At 68.3% G+C, this 18633-nt stretch carries 16 protein-coding genes; 3 read left to right on the top strand and 13 right to left on the bottom strand.

Going from position 1 to position 18633, the window contains the following annotated elements:
• The first annotated feature begins 141 nt into the window (after positions 1-141).
• Entirely contained in the window at positions 142-2172 is a 2031-nt protein-coding gene (locus BWR19_02740) for a bifunctional tRNA (5-methylaminomethyl-2-thiouridine)(34)-methyltransferase MnmD/FAD-dependent 5-carboxymethylaminomethyl-2-thiouridine(34) oxidoreductase MnmC (protein ID APX91948.1), read from the top strand.
• Here BWR19_02740 and BWR19_02735 read toward each other — a convergent pair.
• From BWR19_02735 to BWR19_02675, 13 genes are all read right to left on the bottom strand, one after another.
• Positions 2169-2438 carry a hypothetical protein gene (locus tag BWR19_02735; GenBank protein ID APX91947.1) on the bottom strand — a complete coding sequence of 90 codons (270 nt, stop codon included), beginning with the start codon at positions 2436-2438 and terminating at the stop codon, positions 2169-2171. The genes BWR19_02740 and BWR19_02735 overlap by 4 nt on opposite strands.
• The gene (ligA, locus tag BWR19_02730) at positions 2435-4516 is read right to left on the bottom strand and encodes a DNA ligase (NAD(+)) LigA (protein APX91946.1); all 2082 of its coding nucleotides are present in this window, start codon (positions 4514-4516) and stop codon (positions 2435-2437) included. Before ligA ends, BWR19_02735 begins: the two co-directional genes overlap by 4 nt.
• 149 nt (positions 4517-4665) lie before the next feature.
• Complete coding sequence (locus BWR19_02725; protein ID APX91945.1) at positions 4666-6468, bottom strand: cell division protein ZipA; 1803 nt, start codon at positions 6466-6468, stop codon at positions 4666-4668.
• Between the two features lie 229 nt (positions 6469-6697).
• Complete coding sequence (locus tag BWR19_02720) at positions 6698-10198, bottom strand: chromosome segregation protein SMC (GenBank protein ID APX91944.1); 3501 nt, start codon at positions 10196-10198, stop codon at positions 6698-6700.
• A gap of 18 nt (positions 10199-10216) precedes the next feature.
• On the bottom strand, positions 10217-11461 hold the full coding sequence (locus BWR19_02715) for a c-type cytochrome biogenesis protein CcmI (GenBank protein APX91943.1): 1245 nt from the start codon (positions 11459-11461) through the stop codon (positions 10217-10219).
• Positions 11458-11931 carry a cytochrome c-type biogenesis protein CcmH gene (locus BWR19_02710; GenBank protein ID APX91942.1) on the bottom strand — a complete coding sequence of 158 codons (474 nt, stop codon included), beginning with the start codon at positions 11929-11931 and terminating at the stop codon, positions 11458-11460. The genes BWR19_02715 and BWR19_02710 overlap by 4 nt, the downstream gene beginning before the upstream one ends.
• Entirely contained in the window at positions 11922-12449 is a 528-nt protein-coding gene (locus tag BWR19_02705) for a thiol:disulfide interchange protein (protein ID APX91941.1), read from the bottom strand. The genes BWR19_02710 and BWR19_02705 overlap by 10 nt, the downstream gene beginning before the upstream one ends.
• The gene (locus tag BWR19_02700) at positions 12446-14446 is read right to left on the bottom strand and encodes a c-type cytochrome biogenesis protein CcmF (protein ID APX91940.1); all 2001 of its coding nucleotides are present in this window, start codon (positions 14444-14446) and stop codon (positions 12446-12448) included. The genes BWR19_02705 and BWR19_02700 overlap by 4 nt, the downstream gene beginning before the upstream one ends.
• 12 nt (positions 14447-14458) lie before the next feature.
• Positions 14459-14980 (bottom strand): cytochrome c biogenesis protein CcmE, encoded by a 522-nt coding sequence (locus BWR19_02695; protein ID APX91939.1) that lies wholly within the window; start codon positions 14978-14980, stop codon positions 14459-14461.
• On the bottom strand, positions 14970-15182 hold the full coding sequence (locus BWR19_02690) for a heme exporter protein CcmD (GenBank protein APX91938.1): 213 nt from the start codon (positions 15180-15182) through the stop codon (positions 14970-14972). Before BWR19_02690 ends, BWR19_02695 begins: the two co-directional genes overlap by 11 nt.
• Positions 15182-15922, bottom strand: a complete 741-nt coding sequence (locus BWR19_02685; protein APX91937.1) for a heme ABC transporter permease — start codon at positions 15920-15922, stop codon at positions 15182-15184. Before BWR19_02685 ends, BWR19_02690 begins: the two co-directional genes overlap by 1 nt.
• Positions 15923-15935: 13 nt before the next feature.
• A complete protein-coding gene (locus BWR19_02680; protein ID APX91936.1) occupies positions 15936-16652 on the bottom strand; it encodes a heme exporter protein CcmB in 717 nt (238 codons plus the stop codon).
• Positions 16639-17286 (bottom strand): heme ABC transporter ATP-binding protein CcmA, encoded by a 648-nt coding sequence (locus BWR19_02675; GenBank protein APX94869.1) that lies wholly within the window; start codon positions 17284-17286, stop codon positions 16639-16641. Before BWR19_02675 ends, BWR19_02680 begins: the two co-directional genes overlap by 14 nt.
• 248 nt (positions 17287-17534) lie before the next feature.
• Between BWR19_02675 and BWR19_02670 the strand changes: the two genes are divergently transcribed.
• Both BWR19_02670 and BWR19_02665 read left to right on the top strand, forming a co-directional pair.
• Positions 17535-18014, top strand: coding sequence for a repressor LexA (locus BWR19_02670; protein ID APX91935.1), 480 nt, complete (start codon positions 17535-17537; stop codon positions 18012-18014).
• The gene (locus tag BWR19_02665) at positions 18014-18631 is read left to right on the top strand and encodes an IMPACT family protein (GenBank protein APX91934.1); all 618 of its coding nucleotides are present in this window, start codon (positions 18014-18016) and stop codon (positions 18629-18631) included. Before BWR19_02670 ends, BWR19_02665 begins: the two co-directional genes overlap by 1 nt.
• The last annotated feature ends 2 nt before the right edge of the window (positions 18632-18633 follow it).

Below are 18633 nucleotides of genomic sequence, written 5' to 3'. Positions count from 1 at the left end.
CCTTAGGTTTTCCACAGCCGGACTATGCACACTGTCTGTGGAAAACCCTGTTAGTAGCCCGCGGACGCCTTTTGGCAAGCACGATGAGACGCCGCTCGGCGCAGACTGCTCAATTTTTGACCAACCGATTGCCTGGGGAGCCTGCCATTGGCCGACCGCCACCGCGATAGCCTCGCGGCACTGGAAACCGCCCGCCTCGACTGGCAGCGCGACGACGGCGACCTGGAGACGCCCCATTCGCTGGCCTTCGGCGACGTCTACTTCTCGCGCCAGGACGGCCGCGCCGAGACCCAGCACGTGTTCATCGACGGCAACGACCTGCCGCGGCGCTTTCGCGAGTGGCGCGAGGCGCGGCCCTTCGTGATCGGCGAGACCGGCTGCGGCACCGGGCTCAACCTGCTCTGCGCCTGGGCCTGTTTCATGCAGCATGCGCCGGCCAGCGCACGCTTGCACCTGGTCTCCACCGAGAAGTACCCGCTGACCCGCGACGACCTGGCCCGGGCGCTGGCCGCCTGGCCCGAGCTCGCCGACGCCGCTGCCCGCCTGGTCGCCCAGTGGCCCGAGCCGGTGGCCGGCGTGCACCGCCTGTGGCTCGACCCACGGGTGACCCTGGACCTGCACTTCGGCGACAGCGCCGAGTGCCTGGCGGCCCTCGACGGCGGCGTCGACGCCTGGTTCCTCGACGGCTTCGCGCCGTCGAAGAATCCCCAGATGTGGCAGCCGGCGCTGTTCGAGGCCATGGCGAGCCACAGCCGCCCCGGCGCCACCTTCGCCACCTTCACCTGCGCCGGGGTGGTCAAGCGCGGGCTCAAGGCCGCCGGCTTCGCCTGGCGCAAGGTGCCCGGCTTCGGCCGCAAGCGCGAGATGCTGGCCGGCGAGATCGCCGTGCCTGCCGACGATACCGCGCGCCATGCCACCCCCTGGTTTAGCACCCCATTGCCGCGTCCGGCGCGCCACGTCGCGGTGATCGGCGCCGGGCTGGCCGGTGCCAGCGTGGCCCACGCACTCGCCAGGCGCGGCGTGAGGGTCACCCTGCTCGACCGCGAGGCGCCGGGCGCCGGCGCCTCGGGCAACGCCCAGGGGGCGCTGTATATCAAGCTGGCGGTGGCGCCCAACGCGCATAGCCGGGTCTACCTGGCCGGGCTATTGCACAGCCGGCGCTGGCTCGAGGCGCTCGACCCAGAGGGCGCGCTGTGGCAGGCCAGCGGCGTGCTGCAACTGGCCAATGAGCCCCGCGAGGCCGAGCGCCAGGCACGCTTTCTCACCCAGTACGGGCTGCCAGCAACGGTGGTGGAGGGAGTGGACGGCGACTCACTGGCCGAGCGCGGCGGGCTGCCGGCCGCACTGTTCGCCGCCGAGCGAGCGCTGGATTACCCCGCCGCCGGCTGGGTGCGGCCCCAGGCGCTGTGCCAGCGCCTCGCCGCCACCCGGGGGGTGAGCGTTCAGCACGGTGAGGTGGAGTCAGTTACGCCGCAGGCCGACGGCTGGCGCCTGGCGCTGGCCGACGGCGCCTCGCTCGACGCCGACCAGGTGGTGATCGCCACCGCCCAGTTGGCCAACCGCTTCGCCCAGACCGCCGACCTGCCGCTGCAGCCGATCCGCGGCCAGATCAGCCAGGTGGCGCTGCCGCCGGGGGCGCCTGCGCCGAGCCGCGTGATCTGCGCCGGCGGCTATGTGCCGCCGCCCTGCGACGGCCGACTGACCTTCGGCGCCACCTTCGCGCCCCATGACCAGGGCGACGAGATGCGCGAGGCGGACCACGCCGCCAACCTGGCCGAACTGGCACGCACCCTCCCCGGCTACCTCGAGGCGCTGCGCGAGGCCGGCGTCGACCTCGACCCGGCGCGCATGGGCGGCCGTGCCGCGGTGCGTGCGGCGAGCCCCGACAAGCTTCCCTACGCCGGGCCGGTGCCGGATGCCGAGGCCTGGCGGCGCGACTACGCCGCCCTGGCCAAGGATGCCAAGCGCATTCCCGCCACGCCGGGGGCGCATCATGCCGGGCTGTGGATCAGCGCCGCCCACGGTTCGCGGGGGCTGGCCAGCGCGCCGCTGTGCGCCGAGCTGATCGCCTCGAGGATCTGCGACGAGCCGCTACCGCTGCCCGCGGCGCTGGCCGACCAGCTGCACCCGGGGCGGCGGTTGATCCGCGAGCTGATTCGAGGCGAGCACTAGCCCTCCTCCTCGTCGGCGATATCGCGGCCGAAGCTGCGCCACTGGGCCAGGGTCATCACCTCGGTGCTCTCGGTCTGCAAGTCGTGAACGATCAGCAGCTCGCCGCGGGCCAGCTGCTGCTTGAGCTGGGCCGTCCAGCCGTGCATGCCGTCGCCGGAGGTGTCGGTGGTGTCGTAGCCCTGGCGGGTGACGAAGGCCTCGAGCAGGGCGTCGAGGGTTTCGCCGGGCAGCATGGCGTGGGGGACTTCCACGAAACGTCCGCTCATGGTGCTGGCTCCTCGTCGGCCTGGTTTTCGTCTGGTTGATAAGCGCCGCCGGCCTCCCAGCGCGCCAGCCGGGTCAGGAACTCGGCCTCGTCGATCACTGTCACTCCCAGCTCTTCGGCCTTGGCCAGCTTGCTGCCGGCGCCTGGCCCCGCCACCACGCAGGCGGTCTTCTTGGAGACGCTGCCGGCGACCTTGGCGCCCAGTGCCTGAAGCCGCGCCTTGCCCTCGTCGCGAGTCAGGTTCTCGAGGGTGCCGGTGAGCACCCAGGTCTCGCCGATCAGCGGCTGGGGCCGCTCGCCGATCTCCTGCTCCTCCCAGGCGAGGCCGCAGCCGAGCAGGTCGTCGATGATCTCGCGGTTGTGCGGCTCGCGGAAGAAGCCGTGGACATGGGCGGCAACGATCGGGCCGACGTCGTTGACCGCTTCGAGATCCTGCTGCTCGGCGTCCATCAATGCCTGCAGGGTGCCGAAGTGGCTGGCCAGGTTGCCGGCGGTGGCCTCGCCCACCTCGCGGATGCCCAGCGCGTAGATGAAGCGGGCAAGCGTGGTCGCCTTGGCGCGCTGCAGCGCCGCCACCAGGTTCTCGGAGGACTTCTGGCCCATCCGCGGCAGCTCGGCGAGACGCTCGGCGTCGAGCCGGAACAGGTCGGCGGGCGTCTTGACCCAGTCGCGCTCGATCAGCTGGTCGATCAGCTTCTCGCCCAGGCCGTCGATATCCAGCGCGCGCCGCGAGGCGAAGTGCTTGAGCGCCTCCTTGCGCTGGGCGGCACAGTAGAGGCCGCCGCTGCAGCGCGCCGCGACCTCGCCCTCGACCCGTTCGATGGCCGAGTCGCACACCGGGCAGCGCTCGGGAAACACGATATCGCGGGCATCCGCCGGGCGCTGCTCGTCGAGCACCCGCACCACCTGAGGGATCACGTCGCCGGCGCGGCGGATGCTCACGGTATCGCCGATCATCACGCCCAGCCGGGCGATCTCGTCGGCGTTGTGCAGGGTCGCGTTGGAGACCGTCACGCCGGCCACCGTGACCGGCTCGAGGCGTGCCACCGGGGTGATGGCGCCGGTGCGGCCGACCTGGAACTCGACGTCGTTGAGACGCGTGGTCTGCTCCTGGGCGGGAAACTTGTAGGCCACCGCCCAGCGCGGTGCACGAGCCACGAAGCCCAGCTCGCGCTGCAGGCGCAGGTCGTCGACCTTGATCACCACGCCGTCGATATCGTAGCCCAGCGCGTCGCGGCGCTCGCCGAGGCGCCGGCAGTAGTCGATCAGCCCCTGGCTGCCGGTGACGGTGGTCAGTTCGCGGCTGGTGCGGAAACCTAGAGTGCCGAGACGCGCCATCAGGGCGCTGTGGGTGGCATCGCCCAGATCCGGCTCGATCCGCGCCACCTGGTAGGCGGTGAACTCCAGCGGCCGGGTGCGGGTGATCGCCGGGTCGAGCTGGCGCAGGCTGCCGGCGGCGGCATTGCGCGGATTGGCGAAGACCTTGCCGCCCTCTTCGCGGGCCTTGTGGTTGAGCGCCTCGAAGCGCTCGTGGCTCATGATCACCTCGCCGCGCACTTCGAGCAGCGCCGGGTGGCCATCGCTGCGCAGCTTGAGCGGCACCGAGCGCATGGTGCGCAGGTTGGAGGTAATGCCCTCGCCGGTGCGGCCGTCGCCGCGGGTGGCGCCGAAGGCCAGCGCGCCGTGCTCGTAGACCAGCGACACCGCGGCACCGTCGAGCTTGGGTTCGCAGCAGAAGGTCAGCTGCTCGCCGTCGCGCTCGAGGCGTTCGCCGACGCGCTTGACGAAGGCGCGCAGCTCGTCGTCGTCGAAGGCGTTGTCCAGCGACAGCATGGGCACCGCATGCTGGATCTCGGGAAAGCCGTCGGCCGGCGCGGCGCCGACCCGCTGGGTGGGCGAATCCGGCGTTATCTGGTCGGGGTATTCATCCTCGAGTGCCTGGAGGCGGCGTAGCTTGCGGTCGTAGTCGGCATCGGTGAGGCGTGGTTCATCGAGCACGTAGTAGCGATGGTTGGCGTCGTCGAGTTCGTCACGCAGGCTCGCGATCTCGTCGCGGATCTGGGGATCGGGCTGGGTCATTGATCGGGCGTCTCGGTGCAAAGCGCGTAGCTTAAAAAAATGCCGACTAGCTTACCAAAGCAACAACCCCCGGTGGGAGTTACCGGGGGTTGTTGGCGGGGCGCTATCGCAGTTAGGGACTGATCCGTCGACAGGCCTACGAGGAGGCGCTAGTTGGCCTGGTAGCGATGCAGCCGGTGGCGGCGCTCGAACTCCTGGACCCGCTGACGGGCGAACTCGACGGTCTGGGCGGTCATCACGCTGCGATTTTCGTCCTTCAGCTCGCCACCGAGGTGGCGCACGATGACCATGGCGGTCTCGACCATCGCCTCGAAGGCGGCGGCGGTGTCGACCGCCCCGGGCAGCGGCATCAGCAGCGTCACCCCGGGAGTGCGGAACTCGTCCATGGAATCGAGCGGGAAGGTGCCCGGCTTGACCACGTTGACCATCGAGAACTGCAGTTCGCTTTCGCTGTCTTCGGTCTCGAAGCGGTTGAAGATCCCCATGTCGCTGCTGTAGCGAAGGCCGCAGGCCAGCATCAGGTCGAGCAGCGCCGAGCCGCTGAAGCCCTCTGCATCGCGCGACATCACGCTGATGACGATGACCTCTTCGGCATGGCTCAGGGTATCGCGGGCGTGCTCGACGTTGATGTCGTGGCGCAGCGCCTTCTCGACCACCGGATGCGACGTGACCACCGGCTCACGCTCGGCGGCGGGACGCGACTCGTAGGCCGAGTCGTCAACCGGACGCTGCACCCTGGCGGCGGCGGCTTCGTCGAAGCTCGGCTCGGCGTAGCGGCTGTCGACATGATGCAGGCGACTCGGGGCGAACAGCGGGTCGTCCTGGTCCTGGGCGCTGATGGCCTGGGCATCGAGCACCTGCTGCTCGCGACGCTCGGCCTGGCGAGCGGCTTCCTGCTCGCGCTGGGCGGCCAGCTTGGCGGCTTGTTCGGCTTCGGCCTGCTTGCGGCGGCTGGCCTCACGGGCCTGCTTCTCGGCCTTGAGACGCGCCTTCTCGAGCTTGTCCTTCTTGCGCTGCTCCTTGCGCGCGGCAAGGTTCTGCTTCATCGAGGAGCCGAAGCGCTGCATGGACGCGCCGACCTTGGTCGAGCGCTCCTTGAACGAGTCGGTCATGCCCTCGAGGTCGACCAGCCGATAGCGCTCGGCGTCGTGGTGCTCGTCGTGATCGTCGGGGTCGGCAGCCAGCGGTTCGGCGGCGGCCTGGGGCGTCTCGTCGGCATCCAGCGCCGAGAGCGTGGGTTCGGTACGTGCCGGCTCCTCGGCCCGCGGAGCTTCAGCCTGGGCTGCAACCTCGGGCGTTTCACTGACGGCCGGCTCAGGTGTTTCGCTGACGGCAGGCGCCGGCGCTGCATCAGTCGCAGCTTGCGGCTGGCTGGCACGAGGCGTGGCGTCGGCCGGCGGCTCCGCCTGCAGGCGTTCGTCGGCGCCCACGTCGTGTGCCGGCTCGGCGCGGGGCGCTGTCTCGCTAGCGGCTGCAGCAGCAGGCGCGGCCGCTTCACGCGGGGAAGCGGCCGAGGCAGGTACGCTGTCAGGCGACTGAGGCGTTGCGGCGCGGGCGGGCTCGGCCGACTGGCGCTGAGGCGCCGCGCCGCCGGAGGCAGACGCGCTGGTCGAGTCCTGCGTCTTGTCCCGCCACTCTTTGTCTCGCCACTCAGACAATACCCGTGAGGCGCCAGGATGCTCCTGTCGCTTGAGCTTGGGCTTGGGGGCCACCTGCTCCGATTCAGCGGGGCGGATCACCCGAGCACCGCCGTTAGGCAGTTCCCAATTGATCTCGGCCGCCTTGGCCTCGTCGTCGAGGTCCATGTCTACCCGATTGGATCCGTTGGATCGTGTGTCGACCCGGTCCAGTCTGGGCACGCGACGCTGACGCTGCAGGCGACGCACACCGTCTACGACGATGATGGTCACCAGGGCCAGCCCCAGGATGATCAGCCACTCTCTTAGTTCCATGGGTCATCTTGCCTGTTTGCTAAGGCGCCATGCCTGATAAGTTGTTCGTCACCAGCATAGCGCGATTACCAAAAAAAGGGCCACTTTTTTTGAATGTCAAGCTTGTCTATCACACTTGGTGAATGATAAATGCCAAGTGGTGGCGCCTAGTGCAAATGCCCTGCGTCTATCCCTGACCTTCATCATGTTTCTTCCTTGTTAACGTGTTTGCTGTTGTGGTGCAAGCGCTTCAGGCTTCGGCCAGCTCCGCGGCTTCCTCGACGCCCACGGATACCAGTCGCGATACGCCTGGCTCCTGCATGGTCACCCCCATCAAGCGTTCGGCTGCCTCCATGGCGATCTTGTTGTGGGTGATATATATGAACTGTACTGTCTCTGACATCTCTTTTACCAGCGCTGCATAACGACCCACATTGGCATCGTCGAGTGGCGCATCGACTTCATCAAGCATGCAGAAGGGTGCCGGATTGAGTTGGAAGATGGCAAATACCAGTGACAACGCGGTGAGGGCTTTTTCTCCCCCCGACAGCAAATGAATGGTGCTGTTCTTCTTACCCGGTGGCCTTGCCATGATCGCCACGCCGGTCTCCAGCAAATCCTCGCCGGTGAGCGTCAACCATGCGGTTCCACCGCCGAAGACCTTGGGAAAAAGCGTCTGCAGGCCGGCGTCGACCCGATCGAAGGTCTGCTTGAAGCGGGTGCGGGTCTCCTGATCGATCTTGCGAATCGCCCGATCCAGGGTCTCCAGCGCCTCGTTGAGCTCGGCCTGCTGGGCCTCCAGGTAGTCGCGCCGCTCGGCCTGCTGGTCGTACTCCTCGATGGCCGCGAGGTTGATCGCCCCCAGTCGGCGCACCTTCTCGACCAGGCTCTCCAGCTGTGCCTGCCAAGCCGATTCGGTGGCCTCGGGATCGAGCCGCTCGGCCAGCGCCGCGGCATCGTGGTTCAGTTCAGCGAGCTGCTCATCCTGGGCGTCGGCCTTGAGCTTGAGCGCCTGCACCTGCAGCCGCGCCTCCTGCAGGCGCTCGCGAACGCCCTCCAGATTGCGCTCGTGGGTCTGACGCTCGAGCTCATCCTGACGTAGCCGCTCGCTGAGTTCGGCGGCCTGATCGCGGCAGGCGTTGAGCGCCTGCTCGTGGCGCTCACGCTGCTCGAACAGCGTCTCGAGTCGTTCACGCTCGATGTCCTCGGGCTCATTCAGGGCCTCGCGGCTGGCGGCGAGCTCGGCGCACTTCTCCGCGAGCCGCGCGCGGCGCTGCTCACTGCGGTCGCGCTGCTGGACCAGACCGGCGCGCTCGGTGCTCAGCCGCTGCAGGTCGAGGGCCAGCTGCTGGCGACGCTCGCTGAGCGGTCGCTGGCGAACCCGCAGCGCCTGCAGCGCCTCAGCGGCGTCGCGGCGCTCGCGCTCGCGCTGCTCGCGGGTGGCACCGCTGGCCTCCAGGCGCATCATCGCCTGCTGCCAGGCTTCGCGAGCCTCCTCAAGCTCCAGCAGGCGTGTCTCATGGCGCTCCGCCAGGTCGCCAAGCTCGTCGTCGAGCTCACGCCGACGGCCAGCGAGGTGCTCGATGCGCGTGGCGAGATTGGCTTCCTCGAGAGCCAGCTGCTGGCGGCGACGCTGCAGCTCGGCTTCGGGCTGCCGGCAGGCTTCCAGCGCCGCCTCGGCCTCGCGGCTCGCTTCGCGGCTGGCGTCGACGCTGGCATCCAGCTCGGCGAGGCGCGCGTTGAGGGTCTCGAGTTCGGCGGCGATCTCATCGCGCCGCCGGCGGCTGGCCAGCAGGCTGTCGCCTTGCTGCTGGCCGGCGCGGCGCCGCGCCCAGCCGCGACCGAGCCATAGCCCATCGCGGGTGATCAGGCTCTGTCCCGGGGCCAGCTCGGCGTGCCGCTGCCAGGCCTCGCTGGCCGTCTCTGCGGTAAAAATGTTGGCCAGCAGCAGCTGGCAGGCGCCGGCCCCGGCGACCCGCGCGGCGAGGCTCGCCGGGGCCGGCTGCGCGGCGTCATCGCTGGCGTCGAGCAGCGCCAGTTCGCCACCGTCGAGGCCGTCGAGGGCCGTCGCGGCGGCGGGCAGGTCGACCAGCCGCGCGCTGAGCCAGGGCGCCAGCACCCAGGACACCGCGTCTTCCCAGCCGGGCGTGACCTCGAGCCGCTCGCCGAGCTGCTGCGCCTCGCCCAGGCCGTGGTCGCTGAGGTGCCTAGTCAGCGCCGCATTGGTATCCACCAGCGCCGCCTCGATCAGCGCCTCCAGCGAGGCCAGCTCGCCCTGGCGCTGACTGCGCTGCTGGCGCAGCGTTTCGCGCTGGGCTTCATCCTGCTCGAGGCGCTGGCGGGCCGCATCGCGGCGCGCCAAATGCGCGTCGCGCTGCTCGGCCAGCGCCTGCTGCTCGAGCTCCAGCTCGGCGAGCTGCTCGGCGAGCATGTCACGCTGTTCGCCGAGCGCTGCGGGATCGGCGAGCTCGCTATGCTGCTGCTGGCGGCGCTGGCGCTCCTGGGTCAGCGAGGCGAGGCTGCGTTCGAGGCTGGTCACGCGTTCCTGGGCGCGCTCGGCGTCGCGGCTGGCGTCACGATGACCGTCGTTGAAGGCTTCCCAGCGTTCGCTGGCCTGCTGCAGGCGCTGCTCGGCCTCGTCCAGCGCCGCCTCGAGCTCCTCCAACTGTTCGGCAACCGCCTCCTGCGCCGGGTCCAGCTCGGCGAGCTCCTCATCGAGCTGGGTCAGCCGCTGGGCATCGGCCGCGCCGAGCCGGTCGAGCTCGGCGCGCTCATGCTGGGCGCTCTCCAGGTCGCGGGCCAGCTGCTGGTCGCGGCTGCGGGTGTGCTCGAGCTGCTGCTCGAGGCGGGCGATGGCGGCGGTGGTTTCGTAGAAGCGCGCCTGGCAGCCTTCCAGCTGCTCGCTGAGGCCATCGTGCTCGAGCCGCGCCGCCTCGAGCCGCGACTCGCACTGCCGGGCGCCGAGCAGTTCGCGCTCCACGGCGGTCTCCAGGTCGCGCACCCGCGATTCCTGCTCGCCCTGCTCGGCGCGCAGAGCACGCGCGCGCAGCAGCGCCAGCTCGCCCTTGAGGCGGTGCTCCTGCTGCTTGAGGGTCTGGTAGCGCTTGGCCGCCTCGGCCTGGCGCTTGAGGCGCTCGAGCTGCTTGTCGAGCTCATCGCGGATGTCCTCGAGGCGCTCTAGGTTCTCCTGGGTGCGGCGCATGCGGTTTTCGGTCTCGCGGCGCCGCTCCTTGTACTTGGAGATCCCCGCGGCTTCTTCGAGGGTGGCGCGCAGGTCGTCGGGGCGCGCCTCGATCAGCCGCGAGATCATGCCCTGCCCGATGATGGCGTAGGAGCGTGGCCCCAGGCCGGTGCCCATGAACAGGTCGGCGATATCGCGGCGTCGGCACTTCTGGCCGTTGAAGAAATAGCTCGACTGGGCGTCGCGGGTCACCACCCGCTTGACGGCGATCTCGGCGTACTGGGCGTACATGCCGCCCATGCTGCCGTCGCGGTTGTCGAACAGCAGTTCGATGGAGGCCTGGCCCACCGGCTTGCGGCCGGTGGAGCCGTTGAAGATGACGTCGGTCATCGACTCGCCGCGCAGGGTCTTGGCCGAGGACTCGCCCATTACCCAGCGCACCGCGTCGATAACGTTGGACTTGCCGCAGCCGTTGGGCCCGACGATGGCGGTCATGTTGCCATCGAAGGGCACCGTCACCGGGTCGACGAAGGATTTGAAGCCGACCAGCTTGATCGAGGTGAGGCGCATGGCGGCAGTCGGCCTCCGCTACTCGAAGACGCGATCGATAACCACCGGCACCGACTCGCCGTCGGAGGTTGCCACCGGCACGGCGTCGTGGTCGCCGAACAGGTCGCCGGCCTGCGGCGTGGCCTGGCCGCTGGGCGACACGCGCACCATCAGCCGTACCTGGCTGGCCTGGGAGATACGCCCCTGGTCGCTCATGGCGTTGGCATCGCTCAGGGTCACCGTGGTCGGCAGTTCGCCGACCAGCAGCTGCGACACCGCCAGCGGAGGGCCTTCGCCGTCGGGGTCGTGGGCGACCACGAACACCGTGGCGTCGTCATCCACCTGGTCGCGCAGGGCGTCATCGAGGCTGACCTCGACGCGCACCCCGGGGCCTTCCACGGCATCCGCCTCGATCTCATCGGCGGACAGCCCCAGGCGCTCCTGGGCAGCGGCGATGCCCTCGCGCAGCGCGGCGGCAGAACCCGGATCGTCGTAGCCGGCGATGGCGCGCCGCCAGTGGTCGATGGCGTCCTCGTAGCGGCCCTCGTCGAAGGCGTTGATGCCCAGCATGCCGAGCACGGTGGGCTGACGCGGGTCGAGCTCGAGGGTCTCGTCGACCAGCGCGCGGATATCATCGTTCATCTGGCGCTGGGCAACGAAGAACTGCAGCTGCGCTTTCTGCGCCAGCAGCGAGGGCTCACGCCCCTCCATCTCGATCAGCCGCTCCAGGGCATCCAGCGCTTCGGCCGGGCGGTTGGCGTCGCGGTAGAGCGGAAACAGCGAATACCAGACGTTGACGTTGCCCGGCTGGCGCGCGGCCTCCTGTTCGAGGCGCTCGATCATCATCTCGCGGGAGCCCTGGGGGTTCTCACGCACCTCCTGCTGGGCGGCGTACAGCGCCAGGTCGCCCTCGGCGCCCTCGTTCAGGTACCACACCACGCTGGCCACCGCCACCAGCACCAGCAGCACCGGCACCACGATACGCCCGTCGGCAGGGGCCTTGAGCGGCGCACGCTGGAGGTTCTCGGTGTCCTCGAGCAGGCTGCGCTCGAGGTCGAGGCGATCCTCCTCGAAGCGCGCCTGGTCGATGTCACCGCGCTCCAGCGCCGCTTCCAGCGACGCCAGGCGGCGCCGATAAATCGCCACGTTCTGCTCGGCGGTGCGGTCATTGGTCTCGAACTCGTGTTGGGCGTCGTGCAGCCGGCGGGCGCCGCGCAGCGGGGCGATCAACAGCCAAGCGGCAGGCAGCAGCAGCAGGGCAAAGGCGGCCCAGAGTAACGTCATGGTGTCCTCTCGCGGTTGATCAGTTCATCGAGGCGCGCACGCTCCTCGGCGGACAGGGCTTGCGCCGAGGCGTCGCGTCGACGCCGCACGATCACCACCACCAGCACCCCGCCAAGCACCACCAGGGTGCCGGGCAGCCCCCACAGCAGCAGGGTGCGGCCCTCGAGGCGCGGGTTGTAGAGCACGTAGTCGCCGAAGCGCGTGGTCATGTGGTCGAGGATCTCGATGTCCGCTCGGCCGTCTTGCAGCATCAGGTAGACCTGCTCGCGCATGTCACCGGAGATCGGTGCATCGGAGTCGTCGATGGCCTGGTTCTCGCACAGCGGGCAGCGCAGCGATGCGGTCAGGCTGTTGTAGCGCTGTTCCATGACCGGGTCGTCGAACTCGCGCACCTCGATGCCGCCCGCCCAGCTCAGGCCGGCGATCAGGGTCATTAGCAAGGCCAGTGTGGCCTGTCGGATCACTGCCATTTTTCCACCTCCGGCAGGATGTGGTCGCGGACGTCGCTGGGGTCGATGTAACCGGTGTGGTGATAGCGAATCACCCCGTCGCGGTCGACCAGAAAGGTCTCCGGGGCGCCGTAGACGCCCAGATCGAAGCCCAGCGTACCGTCGGGATCGAAGATATTCACCTCGAAGGGATTACCGAACTCCTCGAGGAAGCCGAGCCCCTTGTCGCGGGTATCGCGGTAGTTGACACCCACCAGCCGTACACCGCGGTCGGCGAGGTCGAGCAGCTGCGGCATCTCCTGCTTGCAGGCCGGGCACCACTCGCCCCACACATTGACCAGGGTCACTTCGCCGTTGAACAGCGACGGATCGACGCGCCGCTCGGGGTCCTCGAGGGTGACCTTGTCGAAGGCCGGGAACTCGCGGGCCAGCAGCGCCGAGTCGCGATGGAACGGGTCGAGCGACAGGCCGCGATACAGGAATATCCCGAGTACCAGGAAGATCAGCAGCGGTAGCAGCAGGATCAGTCGCCGGCTCATGCGTGCGCCTCCTGGGCTGTCGTGCCAGCCTCGCGGGGCGCCTCGGCAGTGCGCCGACGGCGATAGCGGCGGTCGGCGATGGCCAGGATACCGCCGGCGCCCATCAGCAGCGCACCGAGCCACAGCCAGCGCACGAACGGCTTGTACTGAACGCGCATCGCCCAGTCATCGCCGTCGAGCTCCTCGCCCATCGCCACGTAGAGGTCGCGGAAGAAGCCCGGGCGCAGCGCGACCTGGGTCATCGGCATGCCGCGGGCGATGTAGAGGCGCTTCTCGGGACGCATCTCGAAGCTGCGCTCGCTGCCGAGGCGACTGACCTCGATGGTGGCGGTATCGGCCAGGAAGTTGGGGCCACGGCGCGCCTGCAGATTGGTCATGGTGAACTCGTAGCCGGCCACCTGGACGGTGTCACCCGGCCCCATGCGCACGCTGCGCTCGACGTTGTAGTGCGAGACCACCGCCACGCCGACGATGGTCACCGCCACCCCCAGGTGGCCGAGCTGCATGCCCCAGTAGGCCAGCGAGAGCTTCTTGAGCCCGGCGCCGAAGGAGCTGGCGTGGCGCGTCTTATCAAAGAGATCGCGGAACATCGGCAGCACGATCCATAGCGCGGTGATCAGGCCGATCGCCACCCACAGGTTCCACTGGTCGGCGAAGATCAGCGGCAGCGTGGCGCCCAGCACCAGCGCCGCCACCCCGGAGAGTGCGACGCGCCGGCCAAGATCGCGGGCCGACATGCTCTTCCAGCGCGCCCCCGGGCCAAGGCCCATGAACACGCACATCAGCACCGTCAGCGGCACGAACAGGGCGTTGAAGTAGGGCGGGCCAACGCTGATCTTGCCGAAGCCCAGGGCATCGAGCAGCAGCGGGTAGACGGTGCCCAGCAGCACGGTGACGGTAATGATCACCAGCAGGATGTTGTTGATCAACAGCAGGGCGTCACGCGATACCCAGTTGAAGCCCACGGTGTGGCTGACCCGCGGTGCGCGCAGGGCGAAGATCAGCAGCGACAGCCCCACGGTGATGGTCAGCAGCATCAGAATGAAGAAGCCGCGCGACGGGTCGTTGGCGAAGGCGTGCACCGAGGTCAGCACCCCGGAGCGCACCAGGAAGGTACCCAGCAGCGACAGCGAGAAGGTGGTGATCGCCAGCAGCACCGTCCAGCTCTTGAACGAGCCGCGCTTTTCGGTCACTGCCAGCGAGTGCATCAGCGCGGTGCCGGTCAACCACGGCAGCAGCGAGGCGTTCTCCACCGGATCCCAGAACCACCAGCCGCCCCAGCCCAGCTCGTAGTAGGCCCACCAGCTGCCCAGCGCAATGCCCACGGTGAGGAAGGCCCAGGCCAGGTTGGTCCAGGGCCGCGCCCAGCGGGTCCAGGCGGCGTCCAGGCGCCCGCCGAGCAGCGCGGCGATGGCGAAGGCGAAGACCACCGAGAAGCCCACGTAGCCCATGTAGAGCATCGGCGGGTGAATGATCAGGCCGAAGTCCTGCAGCAGCGGGTTGAGGTCCGCGCCGTCGGAGGGAATGTTGGGCAGCAGCCGCTCGAAGGGATTGGAGGTGGCCAGGATGAACAGCAGGAAGCCCACGCAGACCAGGCCCATCACCCCCAGCACCCGCGCCACCATGTCTTCGGGCAGGTCGCGGGAGAAGCGGCTGGCGGCATAGCCCCAGCCGGCCAGCATCAGGCTCCACAGCAGCACCGAGCCCTCGTGGTTGCCCCACACGGCACTGAACTTGAAGTACCAGGGCAGCATCGAGTTGGAGTTGTTGGCGACATTGGCCACGCTGAAGTCGTCGAGCATGTAGCTGGTGGTGAGACAGGCGTAGGCAATCGCCACGAACAGGAACTGGCCGGCGGCCATGGGCCGCGCGAAGGCCATCCACAGCGGGCGTCGCGTCGTGGCACCGACCAGCGGCAGCGTGCCCTGGACGATCGCCAGGAGCAGCGCGATCACCAGCGCAAAGTGGCCGATTTCGGGAATCATCTTGATCAGCATGGCGGCTCCGGATCAGTACTGGCTGGCGCCGTTGTCGTCAGCGTATTCGCCCTGGGCTTCGAGTCGTTTGCCGACTTCGGCGGCCTTGGCCTGGAAATCGGCGGGCGAATAGCCTGCCTCTTCCAGCGCCTGAGCGACCTCAGGCGGCATGTAGTTTTCGTCGTGACGCGCCAGCACCTCATTGGCGCGGATCCAGCCGTCTGGCTGCAGCTCACCGACCACCACCACGCCCTGCCCTTCACGGAACAGGTCGGGCAGGATGCCGTTGAAATGCACCCGCACATCGTCGACATAGTCGGTCACGGTGAACTCGACGTCGAGGCTGTCGGCGTTGCGCGATACCGATCCCTCGCGCACCATGCCGCCGGCGCGAATGGTGCGTTCATAGGGAGCATCGCCGGCGGCGATCTGTACCGGACTGAAGAACAGGTTGATGTTGCTGCGCAGGGCGAACAGCGTCAGGCCGATGGCAATGGCCGCCAGGGACATCAGCCCCAGGATGATGAAGAGCTTCTGTTTGCGTTTAGGTGTCATCGGCTAGGTTCCTCGCTGGTTCGCTTCCGACACGGCGCTCCCTGCGTTCACGTCGTTGCAGATCACGGATCAATTGGCGGCGCTCGGCGCGCGCGTAAACTACCGATCCCAGTAGCAGCAGCGCGGTCACCGCCCAGGCCGACCACACATAGGGGGCGTGGCCGCCCATGGCAAAGAAGTCCTGAAGTGAGGCAAACGCCATCAGTCCCCTCCTCCGGCCAGGTCACGTACCCAGCGCTTGCGCGACTCACGACGCAGGATCTCGTTACGCGTGCGCATCAGCGTCAGGGCGATGAAGAAACAGTAGAAACCTAGCACCATGATCAGCAGCGGCGCCCACATTTCCATCGGCATGGCCACGCGACCGGTCACGGTGAAGGTCGCCGGCTGGTGCAGGGTATGCCACCAGTCTACCGAGTACTTGATGATCGGGATATTGATCACCCCCACCATGGCCAGCACCGAGGCGGCCCGCGAGCCGCTGTCGCGGCTGGCGAAGGCGCCGCGCAGAGCGATCACGCCGAAATACAGGAACAGCAGGATCAGCATCGAGGTGAGGCGGGCGTCCCACATCCACCAGGTGCCCCAGGTCGGCACGCCCCACACTGCACCGGAGAACAGCGCGATAAAGGTCATCGCCGCGCCCAGCGGCGCCATCACCGCAGCGGCCATGTCGGCGATCTTGATCTTCCATACCATGAACACCACCGCCGCCACCGCCATGCTGACGAAGATCGACTGGGCCAGGAATGCCGCCGGCACGTGTACATAGATGATCCGGAAGCTGTTGCCCTGCTGGTAGTCGGCCGGGGCAAAGGCCAGACCCCACACGGTACCCACGACCAGCAGCAGCGTCGCGGCGACCCAGAAGACGGGCTGCAGCCTGGCGCTGATGGCGTAGAACCACCGCGGGGAACGCAACTTGTTAATAAAGGCCCACATGCCTCTCAACCTCTCAACCGTTGATACTGATTCGCAGCGACGCGGCAATCGCCCAGGGCGCCAGCATCAGCGCGCCGGCTAGCAGCGCGCCGAGAATCGCCAGATGGGCGGCCAGCGCATCGCCCAGTAGCGCCGCCTGCACCGCCCCGGTACCGAAGATCAGCACCGGCACGTAGAGCGGCAGCACCAGCAACGACAGCAGCACGCCGCCGCGCGCCAGGCCCACCGTCAGCGCCGCACCGATGGCGCCGATCAGGCTCAGGCTGGCCGTGCCGAGTGCCAGCGACAGCATCAGGATGCCGTAGCTGCCCGCCGGCAGCGCCAGGGTGATGCCCAGCAGCGGCGCCATCAGCGCCAGCGGCAGGCCGGTCAATAGCCAGTGTACCGCGACCTTGGCCATCACCATCAGCGCCAGCGGCTGGGGTGCCAGCAGCATCTGCTCGAGACAGCCATCCTCGAAGTCGGCGCGAAACAGCGAATCGAGCGACAGCAGCGTCGCCAACAGCGCCGCCACCCACAGCAGTCCCGGGGCCACGGTGGCGAGCAGCGCAGCGTCCGGCGAGATACCCAGCGGGAACAGCGTGATCACCAGGGCGAAGAACACCAGCGGGTTCATCACCTCACTGCGGCGCCGCATCAACAGCGTCAGATCCCGGCGCAGCGTCGCCGCTAGTGCGACCCCCAGGCCGCCGCGGGGTTCCGTCACCGCCAGGCGCTCAGCGTGCTGCATTGACACGGCCTCCTTCGCCAAGACGCACGCGGCGAATATCGCCGAGCGGTGCCAGGTCATGGTGGGTGGTGAGTATCACGCTCCCCCCGCGGGCAGCGTGGGAGAGCAAGCGCCTCTCCAGCGCTGCCACGCCGTCCTTGTCGATGGCCGTGAAGGGCTCGTCGAGCACCCACAGCAGGCGCGGTATCAGGCTCAACCGGGCCAACGCCACGCGCCGCTGCTGGCCCGCCGAGAGCTGGGCGCAGGGCACGTCTTCGAAGCCCGCCAGGCCGATCTCGGCCAGCGCCGCCATGCGCGCCTGATGCTCGCCCGCCTCACCGGCCATCGCCTGGTGCCAGCTGAGGTTCTCCAGCGCCGTGAGCGCGCCCTTGATGCCCGGGGCGTGTCCCAGGTAGAGCAGATTGGCGAGAAAGGCATCCCGCGCGGCGTGCATCGGCGCCTCGTCCCAGTACAGCTCACCCTGATAGTCGCTGAGCTGCCCCGAGAGGATTTTGAGCAGCGTGGTCTTGCCGCTGCCGTTGGGCCCCTCGATGCGCACGATCTGCCCCGGTCCCACCTCGAGATCCAGGCCATGAAAGAGCACGCGGTCATCGCGCTCACAGGTCAGCTGGCGGGCTTGCAGACGGAAGCTCAAGGCCCCTTTCAGCGCACTCTGCACCGCGGTCTCCCAGCATCGATTATTGGCTCGGCACTCTACACGGAATGGCCTGATGCGGCTAGCGCCGGGCCTGCGTCAGCCGGTCGCATCGGGACTTGCCTTGATCTCAATCAAGCGTGGCCGCCGGATCGTCAGGACTTGCGACTCCCGCCGCCCTTGCTATGATGCAGAAGTGCTGTAAAAAATAACAGGTATTAGCACCCCGCCCCGGAGGGAGAAAGAGCATGCTTCACACCGCCCCGCACTACCTGCAACGGCGCCCTAATCTGCCCATGGCAGACGCCTGGGAGGCGCTCGATGACCACCAGCTTGGCGAGCTGGTCGAGGTGCCGCTGCTCGGCAAGGTCTCGGCGGGCATGCCCATCGAGGCGTGTACCGACACCGCCAGCGTCTATGTGCCGTCGAGCATGGTGCGGCGCAATACCTACGCGCTGCGTGTGTGCGGCGACTCGATGATCGAGTGCAATATCTTCGACGGCGACGTGATCATCATCGAACGCCAGGAGAGCGCCGAGAACGGCGAAACGGCGGTGGTCATGATCAATGATCAGGAGGTCACCCTGAAGAAGCTGTATATCGAGAAAGCCGGGGTGCGCCTACAGCCGGCCAACGAAAGCATGGCGCCGATCTTTCTCAAAAACGACGACATCAAGGTGCTGGGCATGGTGATGGGTGTGATGCGTCAGCCGACTCAGCTGATGTAATGGGCTATCCGATTCCCGACCTCGAGGAGGGTCTATGGCTCGAGAGCGAGCTGGAGGTAGAGAAGAGTCGCTTCATTGCCTGGCTCTGCCATGCGCCGACCGCCGAGGCATTCGAGTCGCTGCTGGCCGCCGCCCGCCAGGCTCATCCCGGCGCCAGCCACCACTGTAGTGCCTTCGTTGCCGGCCCGCCCGGCGAGCAGCAGGCGATCGGTTTCTCCGACGACGGCGAGCCCGGCGGCACCGCGGGGCGCCCAATGTTCCAGGTGCTGGAGGGGGCCGGCATCGGCCAGGTGGGGTGCGTGGTCATTCGCTACTTCGGCGGTACCAAGCTGGGCACCGGCGGTTTGGCCCGCGCCTATGCCCAGGCCGTGTCCAAGGGGCTCGAGCAGCTGCCGCTGATAGATTTCACGCCCCGCCGTGCGCTCACCCTCGGCGTCGATTTCGCCGGCGAAGCCGAGGCCCGCAGCTGGCTCAGCGAGCAGCAAATTCCGGTACGCGGGGCCGACTATCACGCCAGCGGCGTGAGCCTGCGGGTCGGCTGGCCCGCCGACCAAGACCCGGCTCGCTTGAGCGAGCTGACCTCACGCCTCAAGGGGCGCCTCAGCGTCGGCGAGTAGCG

This window comes from Halomonas sp. 1513, assembly GCA_001971685.1.
Classification (GTDB): Bacteria; Pseudomonadota; Gammaproteobacteria; order Pseudomonadales; family Halomonadaceae; genus Franzmannia.
The sequence above is the reverse complement of the archived record's forward strand: the minus strand, read 5'-3'. Positions and strand labels throughout refer to the sequence as shown.